Raw genomic sequence first — 20,672 nt, 5'->3', positions numbered from 1 at the left:
GGCGGACACTTGTAAAGTGACGTGGCATCGTAGGCACTCGCGGAGAGTTCGAAGGGAGCGTGAGTGCAGTCCGGTCGCTGGGTCCAGGTGAGCCCGTCACAGTTCACCCACGAAGCCGAGGGGTTGCGCCTGGTCCAGGAGTTGCTGCCAGACGTGGAGCCCTTCCGCGCCTGGTCGAACTTCGAGTTCCGGGACACCCACGGCCGCTGGCACGAGGTCGACCTGCTGGTACTCGGTCGTGACACGCTGCACCTGGTCGAACTGAAGTACTACAACGGCCAGCTGCGTGGAGACGACCACCGTTGGTTACGCGACGGTCACCGTGCCGAGGACTCGCCGCTGAAGCTGGCCCGCCGTAAAGCCCAGTACTTCGCGAGCCTGCTCAAGACCCGGTTGCAGGAGTACCTACGGGAGCGCGGCGAGTACCACGTCGATGTGCGCGACTACGTTCCGTTCGTGCAGGAGGCGGTGTTCCTGCACCACCCGAACCTGCGTTGCGACCTCCCGGCTCATTCCCGCCAGGGGTTGTACGGGCTGGACGGTCACGAGGCGAGTTCGGGCCTGGCACCGATCTCCGAGCTGCTGCTGGCCCCGGCCAAGCACAAGCCCATCTCGGCGAAGAACTCGGGGATCCTGGCCGCGCTGATGCAGCAGATCGGCCTAGTGCAGCGTCGCCAGCGTGAGGTCGGGTCGTGGGTGATTGACGACCAGCCCCTCGGCGATGGGGACGGTTGGCAGGACTGGCCTGCCTTCCACCGGGTGGCCACCACCGACCGGTACCGCATCCGGTTCTATATGCCCAAGCCGGGCAGCAGCTCCGCCGAGCAGCGCCAACTGGAACGCCGGATCGAGCATGAACACCGGTTGCTGTCCCGCCTGCGGCACGACAGCCTGCTCACCCCACGCGACATCATCAAGGACGAGCTGGGCGTGGGCCTGGTCTATGAGGACGACCAGCGCCTGGCCCGGCTGGACCTGTGGCTGGCCGAACACGGTGTGAGCCTGACGCTCGATCAGCAGCTCGACCTCATCCGCCAGGTCTCCGAAGCGCTCCACTACGCCCACCGGCACCGGGTGGTGCACCGCGGACTCACCCCTTCGGCAGTGTCGCTGCGGCAGCGCAGCGACGGCGACCTCGCGATCGTGGTGGCCAACTGGGACGCGGTAGGCCGCACCTCCGCGGCGGGCCAGACGAACTCCAGCCACACCGCCGTCCCGGACATGGAACTGTCGGTGAGCCCGCTGGGCCCGGAGCTCACCGACGAAGAACAACTCTTCGAGGCCCCGGAGGGCCGCTGGTCGGCCGATGCTGACCGGATCCGCCTGGACGTGTTTGCGCTGGGTATGCTGGCCTTCTACGTGTTGACCAACCAGGGCCTGCCCGCCCAGGACCGGGGCAGCCTGGTCGAGCGGCTCCGCCGGGACTCCGGGCTGGACCTGTCGGCCGAGTTGCCGCAAATCCCCTCCACCTTGCGCACTCTGGTGCTGCGCGCCACCGACCCACGCCCCTCCGAACGGACCCCGACGGTAACGGCGTTCCTGGAGCAGCTCGAACAGGCTGCGGCCGCGCTGACCACCTCGACGCCGGTCGAGGAGGATCCGCTGGAGGCCGGGCCCGGCACGGAACTGGCGGGGAAGTTCGAGTACGTGCGCAAGCTCGGTTCCGGCTCGACAGCGGTGGGCATCCTGGTCCGCGACGCCACCGCCGGCGACGCGTTACGGGTGCTCAAGGTCGCCAAGGACGACGCCGCAGCCGAGCGCCTGGAAGCCGAGGCGAAGGTGCTCGGCAAGCTCAACCACGAGCGCATCGCCCAACTGAACTACCTGACCAGCATCGGCAACCGCGCCGCACTGGTGCTGCAACACGCGGGCGATTCGACCCTGGCCGATGAGCTGGCCACCAAGCGCGGCAGGCTGTCACTGGACCTGCTGGAACGCTGGGGAACCGACCTGCTGGATGCGTTGGTGGCGCTGGACCGCGTCGGGATCACGCACCGCGACATCAAGCCGTCCAATCTCGGTGTCCGTAAGGTCGGCAAGACCGAGACCCGGCTGGTGCTGTTCGACTTTTCGATGGCCGGCACCGAGTCCCGCGCGCTGACCGCGGGCACCCCGCCGTACCTGGACCCGTTCCTCGGCGAGGGCGATCGCACCAGCTATGACAGCGCCGCCGAACTGTACGGCGCGGCCGTGGTGCTTTACGAGATGGCAGCGGGCAAGCTGCCGCAGTACGGGTCCGACCCGGAAGCGAACCCGGCGAGCGTGTCTGAGGACGTCACGGTCGACGGGGCGGCTTTCGATGCGGCGGTGCGTGAGGAACTGGAGGCGTTCTTCCGCAGGGCGCTGTCCCGCGATGTCGCCCTGCGGCCGGATACAGCCGAGGACATGCGCCGCGACTGGGCAGTTATCTTCCGCAAGCTCGGTCGGCACGCCGATGACACCGAGGACAAGGTCGCCGCGGCCACCCTGGAAACCACCCTGGCCGAGGCGGGCCTGTCCGCACGCGCGATTTCCGCGTTGGAACCGGCCAGCGTGGGCACGGTCGCCGATCTGCTTTCGCTGGATTCGGTGCAGCTCAATCGGCTTTTGGCCAAGGAAACGAAATCCACCACCGAGGAGATCCGCAAACGCGCCCGCGCCTGGCGCAAGCAGTTCGGCCGGCAACTGTCCGGCAAACGCCGCGACGAGCCGACCAGCCTGGCCGACCCGATCGCCGCCGCCGAGATGCTGGCGACATCGGTGAACCACCCGCGGCGGGCCGCCAGCCGGGAGAAGGCGGCCTGCCTGATCCTCGGACTGGAGGAGGGGCTCGACCCGTTCGCCGCGCAGCAGGAAGTGGCCAAGGCGGTCGGCAAGTCCGCCCCGCGCGGTCATCAGCTCATCAAGGAACTGCAGGACACCTGGTCCAAGCAGGACGCCCCGCGCACCCTGCTGGACCAGCTGGTGGGCCTGCTCAGCCGCACGCTGAACTCGCTGGGTGGGGTCGCCACCGTGCAGACCTTGACCAGCGAGATCCTCGCCGCCTTACCGGAGCTGCCGCAGGAGTCGACCGAGCAGGGCGAGCGGGCGGCGGCCGGGCTGTTGCGGCTGGCGCTGGACCGCTACAACGAACATGAGATCGCCGAGACCGCCGAGCCACTCGCCAAGCGACGGCACAGCGGCAGGCTGGCGCTACTGGCCAAGGAACCGGTTCTACTGGATGCTGCCGAAGCCGCGGCCCGGCGAGCCGACGAGCTCGTCGCGCAGGCCATCACCTCCGGAGACTACCTGGTCAGTCAGCAGCGGGCCGCGCGGGAGATCCGCACCCCGTTCACCCGCGCCTTCGCCACCGGCTCGAGCGACGCCGACGCCGGCCCGCCCGCGATCACCGACCTGCGGCTGGTGCGGCTGGCGGCACAGACCTCCCGAGGTGCGGCGCTGTCTGCGCGGGGGGAACTACACGCGACCGACCTGCCTGCGGCCACGGCGGTGCAGCTGGCCCTAGCGGGGCTGGCCGAGACTGTCGAGTTGTCTCCGGCCGAGCTGGCCGCGCGGGTGCGGGCCCGGTTCCCGCAGCTCGAAGCGCTCCCGGACCGTCCGGAGCTGGATGCGGTGGTGGAGCGTTCCGGCGTGGGCCTGCGCTTCGACGAGGGTGTCTACCGTTCCCCTCGGGCCGCGCGGACAACCACGGGCTTGCCGTCGCGGGAGTCCACAAACGTGCCAGCGCCGACCGAGGCAACACTGAGCCGTGGCGACTATCTGGGGGCGACGCTGGCCGAGAGTATCTCGGCGCGCTCATTCCTCGCGTTGGGAGTGGCGGTGCGCCGCTCGACCGAGGTCGACCGTGCCGCTCGTGTGCTGGCGCGGCGGCACGGGGGCAAGGTGCTGGACGTCACGGGCATGCTCGTCGACGAGATGAGAGCAGTGGCCGAAGAGGCCGGGTTGCCGTGGGACCTGGTGCGCGGTGCGGATGCTGCTCAGGAGGGCAGCCGAGATGCGCAGGGCTTGCAGGCGCTGTTGAGCAAGGCGTTGCCGACAATTAGTGAGCGGCTCGACGCCGAGGTATTCGCTGAAGACCGTGTGGCTGCAGGGCCACTGATCCTGACCGAGCTCTCACCGTTGGCGCGCTACGGGCAGTTGAAGATGGTCGCCCGCTGGAGTGACCTGGCCGCGCGGCGCTCACGCGCGGTCTGGGTGGTGCTGCCGCAGTTGTCGTGGATGCGTGGTGCCCTGGTGGACAGCAAGCCGGTGCAACTCGGTTCGAACGGGCAGTTCGTGGAGCTGGATGCCGACTGGCTCGCCACGAAGGAAGCCGAGGCTGATGCCGAGACGGACAACGCCGAAGCGGACGGCACTAGCTCGAACATTGCCGAGGCCGGCGCGGGCGGACGATCGCGGTTTGCGCGGTGACCTTGCACGAAGACGGGCGTGCGGACCAAGTCTTTCTAACGAGGAGGGTGTGGCTGTGGTTAAGGTGACCAGGCTGACCGGCGAGCTGCGCAAGCAGGTCACGCAACTGGAGAAGGACTTGCGCGCGCGGGTGGACGGCTCCGAGGAGTTCGCCCGGCAGGAGGGTATCGCCGAACGCTGGCACGCCGAGCACGAAGCCGCGCTGAAGGCCGAGCGCACGGCGGCTTCCTGGCAGGAGTGGCGGGACGAGCGGGTCACTCAGGCCGCCGTGGCCTGGGTGCTGCTGACCGTGTTCGCCCGGTTCTGCGAGGACAACGAGCTCGTCTCGGTCGTCTGGATTGCCGGACTGTCGAAGCAGCGCAGGCAGGAAGCCCTGGACGCCCGCCGCGCCTACTTTCAGACCAACCCGGCACACAACGACCGGGACTGGCTGAGCCGGATTGTGGAGCACTTCCGGAAGTTTGGCGCCACCGCCGGACTGGTGGACGACTACTCGCCGCTGCACCAGGTCGCACCTTCCGGTGACGCGGCGCGGAAACTACTGGAGTTCTGGTGGGAACAGGACTCCAAGGGCGAGCTGCTGCGCACCTTCGGCCCCGAGAACAACCCCGACCTGGACACCCGGTTCCTCGGCGACCTCTACCAGGACCTCTCCGAGTTCGCGCAGAAGACCTACGCGCTGTTGCAAACCCCGGAGTTCGTCGAGGAGTTCATCCTCGACCAGACCTTTGAGCCCGCGATCAAGGAGCGGCCGCTGGAGGGCTTCAGCGTCATCGACCCCACCTGCGGCTCCGGGCACTTCCTGCTGGGGGCCTTCCACCGGCTGCTGGACCGCTGGAGTAAGCACGCCCCCAATATGGACTCCCGCGCGCTGGTGCAGAAGGCCCTCGATGGGGTGCACGGCGTGGATGTCAACCCCTTCGCCGTGGCCATCGCCCGCTTCCGGCTCGTCATCGCAGCGCTGCAAGCAATCGGGGAACTCTCCCTGGAGAACGTGCCGGACTTCCAGTTGAAGATCGCTGCAGGGGATGCACTGATCTTCGGAGCTCGCGAGCAGGCCCTCGAGAACGACCTACTCAACGTCGACCAGGAGGTTTTCTCCTACTCGCTGGAAGACGTCAGCCTGCTGAAAGCGATCCTGCAGCGTGAACACGATGTGGTGGTGGGCAATCCGCCCTACATTACCGCCAAAGACAAGGCGTTGAATGCGGTTTACCGTGCGCAGTATAACTACTGCAAGGGCAAGTACGCGCTTACGGTACCGTTCATGGAGTTATTCTTCGGGCTTGCTCATGGGGGCAGTCGCCCGGGGTGGGTTGGCCAGATCACCTCGAACTCATTCATGAAGCGTGAGTTCGGTGCACCGCTGATCGAGAAGTTTTTAAAATACAAGGATTTGCGTGCGGTCATTGACACGTCAGGTGCTTACATTCCCGGCCATGGAACACCCACTGTGATCCTGGTGGGGCGGAACCAGGGCAAGATCGACGAGACCGTGCGCGCTGTGCTCGGCGTCCGTGGTGAGCCCGGTCGTCCCGAAGTTGCGGCCAAGGGAATCGTGTGGAGCAGCATCGTTGACCATGTTGCTGAGCCAGACTTCGAGAACGAATGGATTACTGTTACAGACTTGGATCGTGGCATGCTCGGCCAGCACCCGTGGAGCTTGTCTGGGGGTGGTGCTGTTGAGCTCGTAGCCCAGCTTGAAGCGGGGGCAGCAACGTCATTGGGAAGGTCGTCCTTGATTGGAGTTTATGCTGTGCTAGGCGAGGAAGAAGCTTATGTTCTTCCTCGCTGGATCGACGCTCCGAGTCGCCTTTCAGTCGATGGCGATCTCGTGCGCGATTATTCTGTTTCTGGATATCGGAGGTATTGGCCCTATATTATCTCCAAGGGGAAGGTTTCAGTAGACGAGCGTGCTGACGATGAGCCCGTTTTATGGCGAAGTAGAACAGTCGTTAGGAACTATCTTTGGTTCGGAAAAAATAAAGACAAGCGGGGTCAGCATTGGTCTGAGTATGGCCACCTGCATAAAGAACTATCTTTAGTTGGGCTTCTGATTACGTTTGCAGAAGTGGCTACGCATAATCACTTTGTGTTGGATCGTGGCGGGAAGGTGTTCAAGCAGACTGCTCCGGTTATTAAACTGCCGGAAGGGGCGACGGAGGATCAGCACTTAGAGCTCGTGGGTGTGCTGAATTCATCGGTGGCTTGCTTTTGGATGCGGCAAAACTGCTTTAACAAGGGAAGTACAACCGATACGGCGGGAGCGCGCACAACGCTTGCCCCATGGGAGGATTTCTATCAGTTCAACGGAACGACGCTCAAGAACTTTCCGCTCCCTGAAGAATGTCCGCTCGACCGCGCTCGCCGGATTGACGAGCTGGCTCAGGAGCTCACCCGGTACACACCGCAGGCAGTAGCCGAGGTCGGCGCACCGACCCGCGAAGCGCTGGATGCCGCGTATGCCGAGCACGAGCGGATCAGGGCGCGTATGATCACCGTGCAAGAGGAGTTGGACTGGGAGGTCTATCGGCTCTACGGGCTCCTCAATGAGGACCTGACCTACTTCGGTGAGCTTCCCGGTCTGGCGTTGGGCGAGCGGGCTTTTGAGATTGTGCTGGCCCGGGCGATGCGCGACGGCGAGGAAACCGCCTGGTTCGATCGGCACGGTTCCACCCCGATCACCGAGATTCCCGAGCACTGGCCGGAGGACTATCGCAAGCTCGTGCAGCGCCGGCTCGACGTGATTGCAGGCGACCGCAACATCCGGCTATTGGAAAGGCCTGAGCATAAGCGTCGTTGGCTAATTGACTCATGGGACAAGCGGGTCCAGGCAGCATTAAAGGACTGGCTGTTAGACAAGCTGGAGGAGCGCTCCCTGTGGTTCGACCGGCAGGGTCGGCCGCGTCCACAGAGCGTGGTGCAACTGGCCGACTCGCTCGGGCGCGACCAGGAGTTCACCGGCGTGCTGGAGCTGTGGGTAGGTAGCCCCGACGTGCCGATGGCCACCAGCCTGCAGCAACTGTTGGCGGACCAGTCTGTGCCGTTCCTGGCTGCTTACCGTTACAAGGAGTCCGGCCTGCGTAAGCGCGCGGATTGGGAGGGGACCTGGCGGTTGCAGCGCAAGGAGGATGCCGGGGAGAAGCTGGACAAGCCGATCCCGGTGCCGCCCAAGTACACCTCGGTTGACTTCGCCAAACCGCACTATTGGCAGCATCGGGGCAAGCTCGACGTGCCCAAGGAACGATTCATCCTTTACCCGGAGGCGGGCCGGGAGACCGATGCGACGCCGCTGCTCGGATGGGCGGGCTGGGATTACGCCCAACAGGCCTTGGCCTTGGCCACGATCATGAACGAGCGGGAGCAGGAAGGCTGGTCCGATGAGGGCATGGTGCCGCTGATTGCCGGGTTGGCCGAGCTGCAGCCATGGGTGCGGCAGTGGCACAGCGATATCGACCCGACCTACGGTGTCAGTCTGGCTGCCATCGTCGACGAAGAACTCGAATCCCGCAGGCAGCGCGCCGGCAAGACCCTTGACGAGCTCGCGGCCTGGCGGCCCGAGGCTCCGGTCCGCGGGCGCAAGAAGAAGGCCACCAAGCAGGCGCAGACCACTCAGGGGGAGACAGCATGAGCACGCTGCTCCGCGATGTCATCGGTATCCCGGAACGCGCCGGCAGCGAGGACTACGTGCTCCGGCTCGCCGAGAGCACCGAAGCCTCGCACATCCGCCAGACCTTGGCGAACTACGTCGTCACCGACTCGCTGGCCGCGAACTTCGACTCCGCGTTGGGCCTGGTCTCCGATGCGCTGAACCAGCAGCAGAGCAAGGGCGCGTTCCTAACCGGCTCGTTCGGATCCGGCAAGAGCCACTTCATGGCCGTACTGCACGCCCTGCTGGGCCACGAACCCGCCGCCCGCGAGGTGACCGAACTGCAGCCGGTCATCGCCCGCCACGACGCGGTGCTGCGGGACAAGAACGTCCTGAGGTTGACCTACCACTTGCTCGGGGCCAACTCGCTGGAGGAGGCGATTCTCGGCGGCTACCTCGGCCAGATCGGCGCGCTGCACCCCGATGCACCCATTCCTGCGGTGCACACCAGCGACGAGCTGCTCGCCGACGCGGAGGGGTATCGAAGTCAACTCGGGGATGAGGCGTTCTTTGCTGGGCTCAACGGGGGCGAGTCCGGTGGTTCCGGTGATGCGTGGTCGGCGCTGCTGGGGGAGGGCGAGTGGAACACCGAATCCTACGAGGCGGCCCGCGCCGCTGGGCCCGACACTGAGCAGCGGCAGAAACTGGTCACCGCGCTGACGCAGAGCTACTTCCGCGCCTACACCCAGCACGCCACCTACGTCGATCTCGACACCGGGCTGTCGGCGATCTCGCGACACGCGAAGGCGCTCGGCTATGACGGGGTCGTGCTGTTCCTCGACGAGTTGGTGCTCTGGCTGGCGTTCTCCGTGCGGGACACCGAGTTCTTCCGCAAGGAAACCCAGAAGATCACCAAGCTGGTCGAGTCCTCTGCCGCCGTGCGGGAGGCTCCGATCGTCTCGTTCGTCTCCCGCCAGATGGATCTGCGCAAGTGGTTCGCCGACGCGGGAGCCTCCGGTTCGGAGCAGGAAGCTCTCGACCGGGCGTTCCGCCACCAGGACGGTCGGTTCAGCACCATCGAGCTCGGCGACGACAACCTGCCGCAGGTGGCGCACCAGCGGCTGCTGCGGCCCGTCGACGAGCGGGCTGCGGATGAGCTCCACGACGCCTTCAACGGGCTGGACCGCCGCCCTGAGGTCTGGGATGTGCTGCTGGACGGGGTCAACACCAGTGAGCAGCACCGGGGTGCCTCGGAGGCCGAGTTCCGGCTGACCTACCCGTTCTCCCCGGCACTGGTGTCCACACTGCGGTCACTGGCCAGCGTGATGCAGCGCGAACGCACCGCGCTCAAGGTCATGCAGCAGATGCTGGTGGACCGCCGTGACGTGCTCACCGTGGACGACGTCATCCCCGTCGGCGATGCCTTCGACTACATCGTCAATGGCAAACAGGCCCTGGACACCCACGTGGCGAACCTGTTCGGCGCTGCGACCAGACTGTATGAGGACAAGCTCAAACCGCTGCTGCTACGCGAGCACAAGATCACCCAGCAGCGGCTCGACGAGGATCCGACGTCGGTGCCACAGGGTTTCCGCAGCCAGGAACGGCTGGCCAAGACGCTGCTGTTGTCGGCGGTCGCCCCCGGAGTTCCCGCGCTCAAGGAACTCACCGCCTCCCGACTGGCCTCGCTGAACCACGGCTCGATCCTCTCTCCGTTGCCCGGCAACGAGGCCCGGGTGGTGATGGCGGCGATCAACACCTGGCAGAAGGAAGTCCCCGAGATTCAGACCTCCGGGGATGCCACCAACCCGGTCATCCGGGTTCAGCTGGCCGAGGTCAACTACGAGTCGATCGTGGAGCGGGTCAAGAGCGAGGACAATCCCGGCCGTCGTCGCCAGCTCGTCAAAGAGATCGTGCACGAGGAACTCGGGGTGGATCTGAACCGCAGCGACCTCGGGGCGGCTGCCACCCGCACGGTGACCTGGAAGGGATCCCGCCGCGAAGTCGACGTGGTCTTCGGCAACGTCCGCGACACTGCCTGGCTGTCCGATGAACACTTCCGGGAACGTCCCGGGACCTGGCGTTTCGTCATCGACTATCCGTTCGACGAGGAAGGCCGCTCGGCCGCGGAAGACATCGAACGGGTCGAACGGATGCTGCAGGCCGGCAAGTATGCCAGCACCGTGGTGTGGTTGCCGTACTTCCTCACCGACGAGGTACAGCGCGACCTCGTTCGCCTCGTCAAGCTGCACTGGCTGTTCACCGGCCCGGGCGAGCGTTGGCAGAACAACGCCGACCACCTGTCCGAGAACGACCGCGCCCAGGCCCGCATCATCCTGGAAAATCAGTACACGAGCCTGAAGAACCGGATCACGCGGGTGTTGCAACAAGCCTACGGCGCGGCGGCTGCCGAGCCGGGCAACCTCGTGCAGGAAGCCGGACACAACCGAGTGTTGTTCTCGCTCAACCGCGAGTTCGACCCGGCCGAGCCGGTGGGAACGGACCTGGGCACAGCCTTTGACAATCTCATTGACCAGGCGTACCGCGCCAGCTACCCCGCGCATCCGGACTTTGAACCGTCGAACGTCGAGATCACCACCAAACAGCTCGAAACAGTGCGCTCCTACGTGGAGCAGGCCGCCACCGATCCCGACGGGCGGGTGCCGGTGAATCCGGCCGACCGGCAGACGTTGCGCCGGATCACCGGTCCGCTGAAGCTGGGCAAGGCCACCGAGACCCACTACCTGTTCGGTGACGACACCTTCGACTTCTGGGCCACGTCGCTCGACCGGGGGATCGCCAAAGCCGGGTTCGAGGCGCACGCGCCGGTCACGGTGCAGCAGCTGCGCCGTTGCGTGGACGATCTCGAACCGCGGTGGGGATTGCGCACCGACGTGTGCGACCTCGTGATCAGCGCGTGGGCCCTGCTGCGCAAACGAGCCTGGTATGAGGCCAACACCGCGATCAAGATGCCGGCGTTGGGGAAACTCAAGGACCACCACGAGCTGCGGCCGGAGCCGCTCCCCACGCAGGACGACTGGAAGGCGGCCCTGGACAAGGCCGGGCATCTGTTCGCTATCGCCGTGAACCCCTACCTGACCGGTGGCAACGTCGGCGAGTTCAGCGAGAAGGTGCGCCAGGCGGCCGGTGACTGTGCTACCGCGGCGGAGTCCCTCGTCACCGAGTTGACCAAGGCCTACCGGCGGCTCAGTCTGGAGCGAGCCACCGACGACCGGCTGACCACTGCTGAGGAGTCCGCCCGGTTCGTCACCGACGTCTCCGGCACTTCCGACCGGGTGCGGTTGATCGAAAGTACCGCCCGGGCGCGTTTCAGCGCCTCACCACAGGTGGTGGCGTCCTCGCTGGCCGAGGCCCGCCGCGTCAGTGACGCACTGCACAGGTTCCAGTGGGAACGGCTCAACCCGGTGCTGACGGCCGAGACCGGTGGTGACGAACGCGCGAAGGAAGCCCGGGACATTCTGCGCCGCCTCCGCGAGGTGCTCTTCAAGAACGAACAAGCCGCGGAGCTGCCCGCGGCGCTGAGCCGGGCCGAGGACGAGACGTTCGAGTGGCTCGGTAGGTATGCCACCCCCAAACCGGATCCGACCCCTGGTCCTGAGACCCCGTCCGGGCATACCGGCACAGGGAAGGACGAGGATGAGGGTAGCGAGCAGCCGCCCCCCGCAACCGTCCACGACCAGGTCATCCTGACCTCGAACCGTGATGTGTCCACCGTCGAAAGCGAACTGAAGCGACTGTTGGCCAAGCACCGCAACGGCCGCGTGCACGTGCAATGGTGGGTAGAGTGACGGCGACGACCGAGAGACGCACCCACGCCAGCCAACCCGTGGTGCGCGCCCTGCTGGACGAGGCCCGGGCCAAAGGCTATGAGGGCGGCGTGCTCGGTGTGCAGGCCGACGCGAAGTGGGAAGGCCCCGAACTATTCACCCACGCCGGACAACCGGTACGGGTGGCTGTCTGCCCGTCCACCCTCGCGGTGTGGGAAGCGTTGCGCGAACGCGGCGGCGAGGGGTGGCTGGTGGTGCTGACCCCCTGCGACGCCGCCGACCTCGGAGGGGGCGCGCTGAGCCATCTGGTGTGGAACCGGCTCCGCACCCCCGACCCCTGGCAGGCCGTGCAGCAACGGTTCGCCGCCGCCAACCTCGACCCCGCGCTCTACCAGCACGCCGAGCACCGCATGGTGGCGGCCGGGCTGCTCGCGGCGATGCCCCAGGACGGCTGGCCACCCGCGCCCGGCGGGGTACTCACCCGCGACCACGCTCTCGAGTCCGTGGTGCGGGCCCAGCTCCAGCTCGTCGAACACGGCGTCGAGATCGACATCACCGCCGTGCTGGAATGGAGCCTGCAGCCCTCCGCCCCCTCGGCGCTGGCCGAGTTGCGGGCCACCGTCGGTGACCCGCTGACCGACTCGATGATCGACTGGCTGGCCGGCCGGTGCGGCCTGGTGACCGGGCCGGTGGCGACGCTGCTGCGGCAGGGACGCCCCTCCGACCTCGTGCCGCTGGGCCTGATCGCCGGTCTCCTCACGGGTGACGACCCCGCCGCAGCCCGCGCCGTGGGGCACTTCGAAGGAACCTACCGACTCGGCCGGCTGCACCCGGACGTCCTCAACGCCTGGCACGACGAAGCATTCGGGATGACCACCCAGATGCTGCCCCCGGAGACGAAGCGGCGCGTGCTGGACACGGCCACGCGACGACTGGGCGAACTCGACATCAGCGAACTCGCGACCACTTCCGACGTGCTGCCGGCAGGGCTGCACGCCCGGCTTACCGACCTGGCTGGGCAGATCCGCACCATCCTGCCGCACCGTGATGAGGTGGCCGGCACCGGCAAGCACGCCACCGCACTCGACAAGCCACTGGTCACCGCCGAGTTGGCCGAGGTGGAAACGACGTGGAAGCGGGTCACCGAACACCACCTGGCCGGCACGGACGACACCGTGCGCGCCTTCGCCGCCGCCGTCCGCCTCGTGCGATGGCTCGCCCGGGACGTGACCACACCGGGCGGGCTCTCCGCCCTCGTCGAGCGGCACGTCACCGCCGACTCCTGGGTGGACGCGGCCGTCAACGACGTGATGCGCGGTTCGGCCGAGCCCGCCCTGGCCGGGGTGTTGGGCTCGGTGCTGGAGCTGGTGCGGCTGCGTCGCGACCGGCACGATCACGCGTTCGGTGCCGCGCTCGCCGCCGACGACGACCCCGACCACCTCGGTGTGGAGCAGGTACTGCCCGAGGTTGTGATCCCCCTGGCCCGACAGCAGCCGGTGCTGCTGCTGGTGCTCGACGGGCTCAGCGTCGCGATCGCGAACGACCTGGTCAGCGACGCCTCCCGCACCGGGTGGGCCGAATACGCCGCGCCGGGACACCGCGGCCGGGCCGGGGCGCTGGCCGTGCTGCCGACCCTCACCGAGTTCAGCCGCTACTCGCTGCTGTCCGGACAGTTGGGGAAAGGCTCCGAAGACGCCGAGCGGCGCGGTTTTGCCGAGCTGATGAAACAGCAACTCGGCGCGCCCGCGGAGGTCGCTGGGCAGGTCGAGGTGCCGCTGTTCCACAAGAAGCAACTCGACACGGCTCCGCCTGGCCAAGCTCTCGCCCCAGACATCCAAACCGCCATCGCCGACACACACAACCGGCACCTGGTGGCCGCGGTACTCAACACCGTCGACGACACGCTGCACCACACCGACCCCGGCGGCACCGACTGGACCCTGTACACCATCCGGCACCTCGCCCCGTTGCTGGAAGCCGCCCGCCGTGCCGGCCGCACCGTCGTGATCACCTCCGACCACGGCCATGTCATCGAACGCCGCGACGGCCAGCTGCGCAAACACGACGCCACCTACGGCTCGCGGGCCCGTGCCACCGGCGACCCGGTCACCGATGAGGAAGTGCACGTCCGCAGCCCCAGAGTGCTCACCGGCGACGGAACCGCGGTGCTCGCGGTCAACGAACGCGTGCGCTACGGACCGCTCAACGCCGGCTACCACGGTGGGGGATCCCCGGCCGAAGTGGTGACGCCCCTGCTGGTGTTGCACGCCGGTGACGTGCCGGGCAACGCGGACCTGACCGTCATCGGCGCCACCGAACCCGCCTGGTGGCATCCGGCCCCGGCCGAAGAACCGAGCAGCACCGCCACCGGCACCGCCCCGCAGCAAGCGCCGAAACCTCCTGCTGCGGAACGCGATCAGACCGTGATGGGCCAGGGACTCTTCGAGCTCGACACCCCGGCCGAGGCCGAACCGGCACAGCCCACACCGGCGAGTTCCGCGGCCGAAGCCGCCGCGGCCAAGCTCGCCAAGGCCGTGACCAGCTCGAAGACCTTCACCCAACAGCGCGCCATCGCCGGGCGGGTGCCCGTGTCCGACGAGAAGATCACCACCCTGCTCACCGCGCTGCTGAGCAACCCGAACCGGCGGATCTCCGCCCAACAGGCCGCCGAGGAACTGGGCATCGCCGCGAACCGGCTCCGCGGTGCGCTGCCGCTGATCAAACGGGTGCTCGACGTCGAGGGCTACGTGGTGCTGAGCTACGAGCAGGAATCCGGCGACGTCATACTCGACGAGGCGATGTTGCGCGAACAGTTCGGGGTCCGCACATGAGCGCGGCGATCTCCCCGCGGAGGCGGCGGGAGGTGCTCGACGCGCTGCGCCGCGGCACCGTCCCGACCAACGGATTCGACCAGTTGGCCGTCGGACTGGAAGCCTTCGAGCGCGAACTGGACGCCGAACTGACCGCCGTCGCCGGAGGCGGTGCGGTCTTCAAGGCGGTGCGCGGCGAATACGGCGCAGGCAAGACGTTCTTCTCGCGTTGGCTGGCGGAACGGGCCCTGAAGAAGGGCTTCGCGGCCGCCGAGGTGCAGATCAACGAGATCGACACACCGCTGCACCGGCTCGAAACGGTCTACCGGCGCACCATCGAGTCGCTGCGCACCGACACCGTGCCGCCCAGCGCGCTACGCCCCATCCTGGACTCCTGGCTGTTCACCGTGGAATCCGACGCCGCCGGAGACGACGGCGAGGTATCCGACGCAGCCGTGGAAACACTGCTGGAGCAGCGACTGTCCGACGTCGCCGCCCGAGCCCCGGTGTTCCCGATGGCCATCCGCGCCTACCGGCGCCTCGCGGAAGCCGGCGACCATGACGCCGCCGACGGGCTGGTGGCCTGGCTCGGTGGCCAACCGCACGTCGCCGCGAGTGTCAAACGCACCGCCGGAATCAAGGGCGACCTCGACCACTTCCTGGCACTGGGCTTCCTCAAAGGACTCCTGGCCATCCTGCGCGACGCCGGCCATCCGGGACTGCTGCTGGTGCTCGACGAAGTCGAAACACTGCAACGAGTCCGCAGCGACGCGCGCGCCAAAGCGCTCAACGCCCTGCGACAGCTCATCGACGAGATCCACAACGGCCACTTCCCAGGACTGTACCTGCTGATCACCGGAACGCCCGCGTTCTTCGAAGGACGCCAGGGCATCCAGTTGCTGCCCCCGCTGGCCGACCGGCTGCACGCCGACTTCTCCCGCCACCCCCGGTTCGACAATCCCCGCGCCCCACAACTGCGGCTGACCGGATTCGACCTGGACAAACTCGTCGAACTCGGCACCCGCGTGCGGGAACTGTTCACCTCCACCCTGGACGACGCCGAACGGGTGTTGCGCACCGCCGACGACACGTTCCTGCGCGACTTCGCCTCCTCGGTGGCCGGCGGACTCGGCGGGCGTGTCGGCACCGCACCCCGGCTGTTCCTGCGCAAACTGGTCGACGTGCTCGACACCATCGAACTGCACCCCGACTTCGACCCGCGCAGCGACTACGAGATCACCATCTCTCCCGCGGAACTCAACGACGCCGAACGCGAAGCCGCCCACACCCGCTCAGCCGACGACATCGAACTCGATGTCTGAGCACACCGCGTTCGACCCCGTCAGCGCCCTCCACCCGGTGGTGCAACACCACCTGGCCAACACACTGCGGTGGCCCGGGCTGCGCCCACTGCAGGCCGAAGCGGTGCAGCCAGTGCTGTCCGGCGCCGACTGCCTGCTGCTGGCCCCCACCGCCGGCGGCAAGACCGAAGCGGCCGCCTTGCCACTGCTCACCCGCATGGCCGACGAGAACTGGCAGGGCACCTCCGTGCTCTACCTCTGCCCGCTGCGCGCCCTACTGAACAACCTGCACCCCCGCCTGTCGTCCTACGCGGCCTGGCTGGGCCGATCCGTGGCACTGTGGCACGGCGACATCGGCCAGTCCGCACGCGCCCGTGTGCTGCGGGACCGCCCCGACATCCTGCTGACCACACCCGAGTCCGTCGAGGCCATGCTGGTGTCGACCAAGGTGGACCCGCGCGTGCTGTTCGACGGACTGCGGGCCGTGGTGGTCGACGAGGTACACGCCTTCGCCGGGGACGACCGCGGCTGGCACCTACTGGCCCTGTGCGAACGGCTGTCCCGAATCGTCGGCCGCCCACTGGAGCGCATCGGACTGTCAGCGACCGTCGGCAACCCCCACGAACTGATCAGCTGGCTACAAGGCACCGAGCAGTCCCGGCCGCGGCACGTGGTGCAGCCGGCCGCGGCCCCAGCGGCACCCGACACCGAGATCACCCTCGACTACGTCGGCAGCGTGCCCAACGCTGCGAAGGTCATCGCCTCGCTGCACGACGGGGAGAAACGGCTGGTATTCGTCGACAGCAGGCGCCGCGCCGAAGAGCTGGGAGCGGCGCTGCGCGCGCTCGGGGTGACCACCTTCCTGTCACACTCCTCGCTGTCTGCCGCCGAACGGCGACGCTCGGAAACGGCCTTCGCGGAATCCAGCGGCACCGTGATCGTGGCGACCTCCACCCTCGAACTCGGCGTTGACGTCGGTGACCTGGACCGAGTGATCCAGCTCGACTCTCCCGGCACCGTGGCGTCGTTCCTGCAACGCCTCGGCCGCACCGGCCGACGCGCCGGCACACACCGCAACTGCCTGTTCCTGTGCCTGGAGGAGGAATCTCTGCTGCAGGCCGCGGGACTGTTGGAACGCTGGGCAGCGGGGTGGGTCGAACCCATCACCCCGCCACCGTCCCCGCGGCACATCGCCGCTCAACAGCTGCTGGCGCTGTGCCTGCAGGAACACCGCCTCGGCATGCAAACCTGGCCTGAATGGTGGGGTGGACTCCCACTGTTCGACGACCACGCCGCAGAGATCGTAAACTTTCTCCGCGCCGAGGGCTACTTCGAGACCGACGGGGACTTCCTGTTCCTCGGCCCGGAAGCGGAACGCAGATTCGGACGCCGCTACTTCTCCGACCTCACCGCGGTGTTCAGCGCCCCACCCGAGTTCACCGTGCTGCACGGACGCGAGGAAGTGGGCACCATCGGCGACGAGCTCTTGGTGGAGGAAACCGACGGGCCCCGCGTGTTGCTGTTGGCGGGGCGCGCATGGCAGGTCAACCACATTGACTGGGCGCGACGCCGCTGCTGGGTCGAACCCAGTGAGCTGTCCGGGCGCGCGAAGTGGAGCAGCGGTGGCGGGGGACTGTCCTTCGCCGTGACCCGCGGCATGCGCACGGTGCTGCTCGGAACAGACCCGGACGGGGTAACGCTGACCCACCGAGCGAAGAAGACCCTCGACGATCTCCGCGACACCCACGCCGACCACGTCGACCCGGAGAGGTTGCTGCTGCGCGAGACCGACAGCGGAGAACTGCGATGGTGGACATGGGCAGGCAGCGCGGTCAACCGGACCCTGCACGCCTCACTCCCGGAAATCATCGATCCACGCCAACGCATCAACGACCGCTCACTGCGCCTGCTTCCCGACCTGACCAGCAGCGCCATCAGCGCCGCGCTGAACGAGCCAACCATACGGAACCCCACGGTGAACGCCGGAGCCGTCAGCGGACTCAAGTTCTCCGCAGCCCTGCCGCCCGAGCTCGCCGCGGACACGCTGGCTACCCGACTCGGCGACCAGCCACACGCCCGGCACGTCATCACAGAACCCCGGCGAATCCTGCGCGGGTAAGGGCGGTTCCGCGCTGGCGTGCGCTCGTCCGCCGCGGCGAGGGCCACCGTTCACTGGAGGAGCCAGGCAGTTCGTGCTGGTCACATCGAGCCGCGGTAGACAACGGCCAGCGCTGTGGGTTGAAGCGAGCGTGTTTCCTCGTCCGTGGACGGGAGTCGTCGGCAAAGCCAACGCGGACCTCAACCGACGCGAAGGGCTGCAAGGGATCTCTGACCGGGGTGGCGAGTTATTGGCCGGGGCGAAAGGAAGCCACAGGTCGTGACTGAGTTGACAAGCCTCCTGACGGTCGCGCAGCGCCGGGACAGACCTGCTGATGAGGTGTGGCCTGCGGCGGCCGCGGCGATCGAGCTGTTGTGGTGGCATGACCGCTTTACGGAGGCCCAGCAGCTCGCCGAGTGGATCCTGGTCGACTTCGCCGACCGGCCGACCACGCTGTACCAGTGTCGCCTCCCCTTCACCGCTGCGCTCCTGGCTCCGGCGGAGTGGCGTGGTGAGGATCCGGTGCCGACCCTCACCGCCGTGTCGGCGCGTGTGCCCGTCGGGACGGTCTTCGGTAGGCATCTCGCGTGGATGATCGCGGAACGATCGCGCCGCGCCCCGTTTGAACTACTCCCCGGCCACTACTGGGGGCAGGCCGCACTGCCGTTCAAACGCCGGGACCAGGAGCTGGCTGACCGTCCCCCGCAGGAACTGACCGCGGACGAGCGCGAGCGGCTGTACAGCGCCGCGCACAACCGCCACCAGTTCGCGGTGGCCGAGCGGCTGTTCACCACGACCGGATGCTGTCCGGCCCGGTGGTATGTGGCTGTGTGGATGGCCGGGGAGTTCACCCAACGCGGAACCACGGATGTGGCCACATTGTTGCTGCTCGACGCTCTGCCCGGATGGAATCCGTTCGCGATCTGGAACCTTGTACCCACCGAGATCGTCCTGCAGCCGCAGGTGCGCCCGGCCGTCGACAACGAGGTGCGCCGACGGGTGTTGCGGTCGGTCGACATCACCCGGGTACCTGGAGTCGACGAGCGACCGCCCATGACCGGCTGACCGACCTATCCCGCGGGCCCGCAGGACAGTCGTACGACGCACGCTGCATGACACCAGCGAATGCCTCGTCCGCAACCGATAGAGCCACAGCGGCCGAGCGTGTCCTCATCATTCCTGTCGGTGGTGGCTTGCACTCTGTTGGCATGTCAGTTGCTGAATTGCGAGCCGGGTTGACGGACCTCATCGAGCTCTTGCCGACGGAAGAGATCAGCGGAGCATGCGGGAGTATGGAGGCCGCGTTGGCCGACATGGTGGAGGCGTGGCGCGGGAGCGAGCATTCCGCTGCCGAGGCGGCACCTGCCGCGGTGCGCACCGCGCTGGACGAGCTGGAGAAGGCGGCAGCTGGTCTCGAAGAAGTCCAGGTCGGGATCGCCTCGTACATGCGTGAGCTTTAGGTCGCCATGACCACGCTGGGAGAGGTCGTCGCGCGCATACGCAGTGTGTTGGAGCGCTTGCCATCAGGCGCGTTGCAAGAGGCACATGCACGGCTTGTCGACAGGTTGATACCCGCGCTCGAAGAGCTCACGAAGGGGACAGCGAGCCAAGACCTGGTCACCGCACAAGCGACGCTGCGAGCTGTCTCGCTCAGGCTTAAACGCGCGGAGCAATTACTCGAGTCTGCCCAAGCGAGCACCGGTGAATGGCTCGCCGAACATGGTGAAGCGGCACCGGAGCCACCCTCCCCGAGAACCGGTTCAGCAGCCCCACCGGAGCGTGCAAGCGACCTCGCGAAGCGCGTGTCGGGGTACCGCACCAAGCTCGACCACCCGTGGCCCTACGGCAAACCGCTTCGTGGTTGGCGACTGAGCACACAAGAGGGCGGCGACACGGAACTGTCCAGCGGCACGCGGCTGGCGTCAGGCCAGACGGACCCCGCCTACACCGCGGCAGTGGAACGGGCCACCACGCTCGGTCTCGCACGCGGTGGTTTCGTGCCGGACATCGCGCGTCACATCGAGGTCAAGGAAGCCTCCACCATGAGCACTGGTGAGACGCGCACGATCGTGATCGGCAAGGACCCGTGCGGCATCGACCCGGTGACCAACGTCAGCTGTCACCGGTTCTTGAGGCACTTCCTGCCGCCCGATGCCACACTCATCATCTACGGTCCGACAGGGCCTCCGTACCGATACGAAGGGAAGCGCACATCGTGACGCTCCAAGTGCAGTACTGGCTCCACGAACCCGGCCAACCGCCGGTCGAGAAGGTCGCCGAGCTGACGACCGGCGACGAGGTCCGCGCGTTCGTGGCGACGCTCGCTGCGGAGACGGTGAGCGATGCGATCCTAACCCACACCACTCGCCCTCGTGTCGACACGGCGATCCCCGATGACGAACGCCCTGGTCACTACCTCACGATGCCGGATCACTCGGTCATCGCAGGTATTCACGGCGAGCGCGGTGCGCTCTCGTATCGTGGCGACGACGGACTTGGCACCGAGCCGGTCCATCTCTACAGCCATGGTGACGGCCCCGAACAACCGGTTCTCTACGAGACCGACGAGTTCCCGCCGTACTGCGAAATCCCGGCGGAGACCATCGCGGAAGCTCTGACCGAGTTCCTCGAAACCGGCAGCCGGCCCTTGAACATCACTTGGCAGTCAGGCGACGCTTCGGTGCTGAGCTAAGTGTT

General features: G+C 67.2%; 10 protein-coding genes. All 10 read left to right on the top strand.

Annotated features, from left to right (window positions below; translation table 11 throughout):
* The first annotated feature begins 63 nt into the window (after window positions 1-63).
* The 10 genes from pglW (at window position 64) to ACTIR_RS0111495 (ending at window position 20,667) form a co-directional block, all read left to right on the top strand.
* Complete coding sequence (gene pglW / locus ACTIR_RS22890; RefSeq protein WP_065388572.1) at window positions 64-4,389, top strand: BREX system serine/threonine kinase PglW; 4,326 nt, start codon at window positions 64-66, stop codon at window positions 4,387-4,389.
* Window positions 4,390-4,438: 49 nt separating this feature from the next.
* A complete protein-coding gene (gene pglX, locus ACTIR_RS0111535) occupies window positions 4,439-8,020 on the top strand; it encodes a BREX-2 system adenine-specific DNA-methyltransferase PglX (protein ID WP_034239498.1) in 3,582 nt (1,193 codons plus the stop codon).
* Window positions 8,017-11,787, top strand: coding sequence for a DUF6079 family protein (locus tag ACTIR_RS0111530; protein WP_026454408.1), 3,771 nt, complete (start codon window positions 8,017-8,019; stop codon window positions 11,785-11,787). The genes pglX and ACTIR_RS0111530 overlap by 4 nt, the downstream gene beginning before the upstream one ends.
* A complete protein-coding gene (gene pglZ, locus ACTIR_RS0111525) occupies window positions 11,784-14,597 on the top strand; it encodes a BREX-2 system phosphatase PglZ (RefSeq protein WP_026454407.1) in 2,814 nt (937 codons plus the stop codon). Before ACTIR_RS0111530 ends, pglZ begins: the two co-directional genes overlap by 4 nt.
* A complete protein-coding gene (gene brxD / locus ACTIR_RS0111520) occupies window positions 14,594-15,898 on the top strand; it encodes a BREX system ATP-binding protein BrxD (RefSeq protein WP_026454406.1) in 1,305 nt (434 codons plus the stop codon). Before pglZ ends, brxD begins: the two co-directional genes overlap by 4 nt.
* Window positions 15,891-17,996, top strand: a complete 2,106-nt coding sequence (locus tag ACTIR_RS0111515) for a DEAD/DEAH box helicase (protein ID WP_034239494.1) — start codon at window positions 15,891-15,893, stop codon at window positions 17,994-17,996. Before brxD ends, ACTIR_RS0111515 begins: the two co-directional genes overlap by 8 nt.
* A gap of 258 nt (window positions 17,997-18,254) precedes the next feature.
* Window positions 18,255-19,040: a hypothetical protein gene (locus ACTIR_RS0111510; RefSeq protein WP_026454404.1), complete on the top strand. Its 786-nt coding sequence runs from the start codon at window positions 18,255-18,257 to the stop codon at window positions 19,038-19,040.
* A 143-nt stretch (window positions 19,041-19,183) separates the two neighbouring features.
* A complete protein-coding gene (locus ACTIR_RS0111505; protein ID WP_026454403.1) occupies window positions 19,184-19,435 on the top strand; it encodes a hypothetical protein in 252 nt (83 codons plus the stop codon).
* 6 nt (window positions 19,436-19,441) lie between these two features.
* Complete coding sequence (locus tag ACTIR_RS25905; RefSeq protein WP_154663725.1) at window positions 19,442-20,194, top strand: DddA-like double-stranded DNA deaminase toxin; 753 nt, start codon at window positions 19,442-19,444, stop codon at window positions 20,192-20,194.
* A complete protein-coding gene (locus tag ACTIR_RS0111495; protein ID WP_026454401.1) occupies window positions 20,191-20,667 on the top strand; it encodes an Imm1 family immunity protein in 477 nt (158 codons plus the stop codon). Before ACTIR_RS25905 ends, ACTIR_RS0111495 begins: the two co-directional genes overlap by 4 nt.
* The last annotated feature ends 5 nt before the right edge of the window (window positions 20,668-20,672 follow it).

The sequence above is a fragment of the Saccharomonospora iraqiensis subsp. iraqiensis genome (assembly GCF_000430445.1).
GTDB classification, from domain to species: domain Bacteria; phylum Actinomycetota; class Actinomycetes; order Mycobacteriales; family Pseudonocardiaceae; genus Saccharomonospora; species Saccharomonospora iraqiensis.
Note: the sequence above shows the minus strand (reverse complement) of the source record. Positions and strands in the feature narration are given on the sequence as shown.

What these genes read in the sequence shown, in the direction of transcription:
- ACTIR_RS0111530 (WP_026454408.1), top strand. Translation starts at nt 8,017, where the DNA reads ATGAGCACGCTGCTCCGCGATGTCATCGGTATCCCGGAACGCGCCGGC.
- brxD (WP_026454406.1), top strand. Translation starts at nt 14,594, where the DNA reads ATGAGCGCGGCGATCTCCCCGCGGAGGCGGCGGGAGGTGCTCGACGCG.
- ACTIR_RS0111515 (WP_034239494.1), top strand. Translation starts at nt 15,891, where the DNA reads ATGTCTGAGCACACCGCGTTCGACCCCGTCAGCGCCCTCCACCCGGTG.
- ACTIR_RS0111505 (WP_026454403.1), top strand. Translation starts at nt 19,184, where the DNA reads ATGTCAGTTGCTGAATTGCGAGCCGGGTTGACGGACCTCATCGAGCTC.
- ACTIR_RS25905 (WP_154663725.1), top strand. Translation starts at nt 19,442, where the DNA reads ATGACCACGCTGGGAGAGGTCGTCGCGCGCATACGCAGTGTGTTGGAG.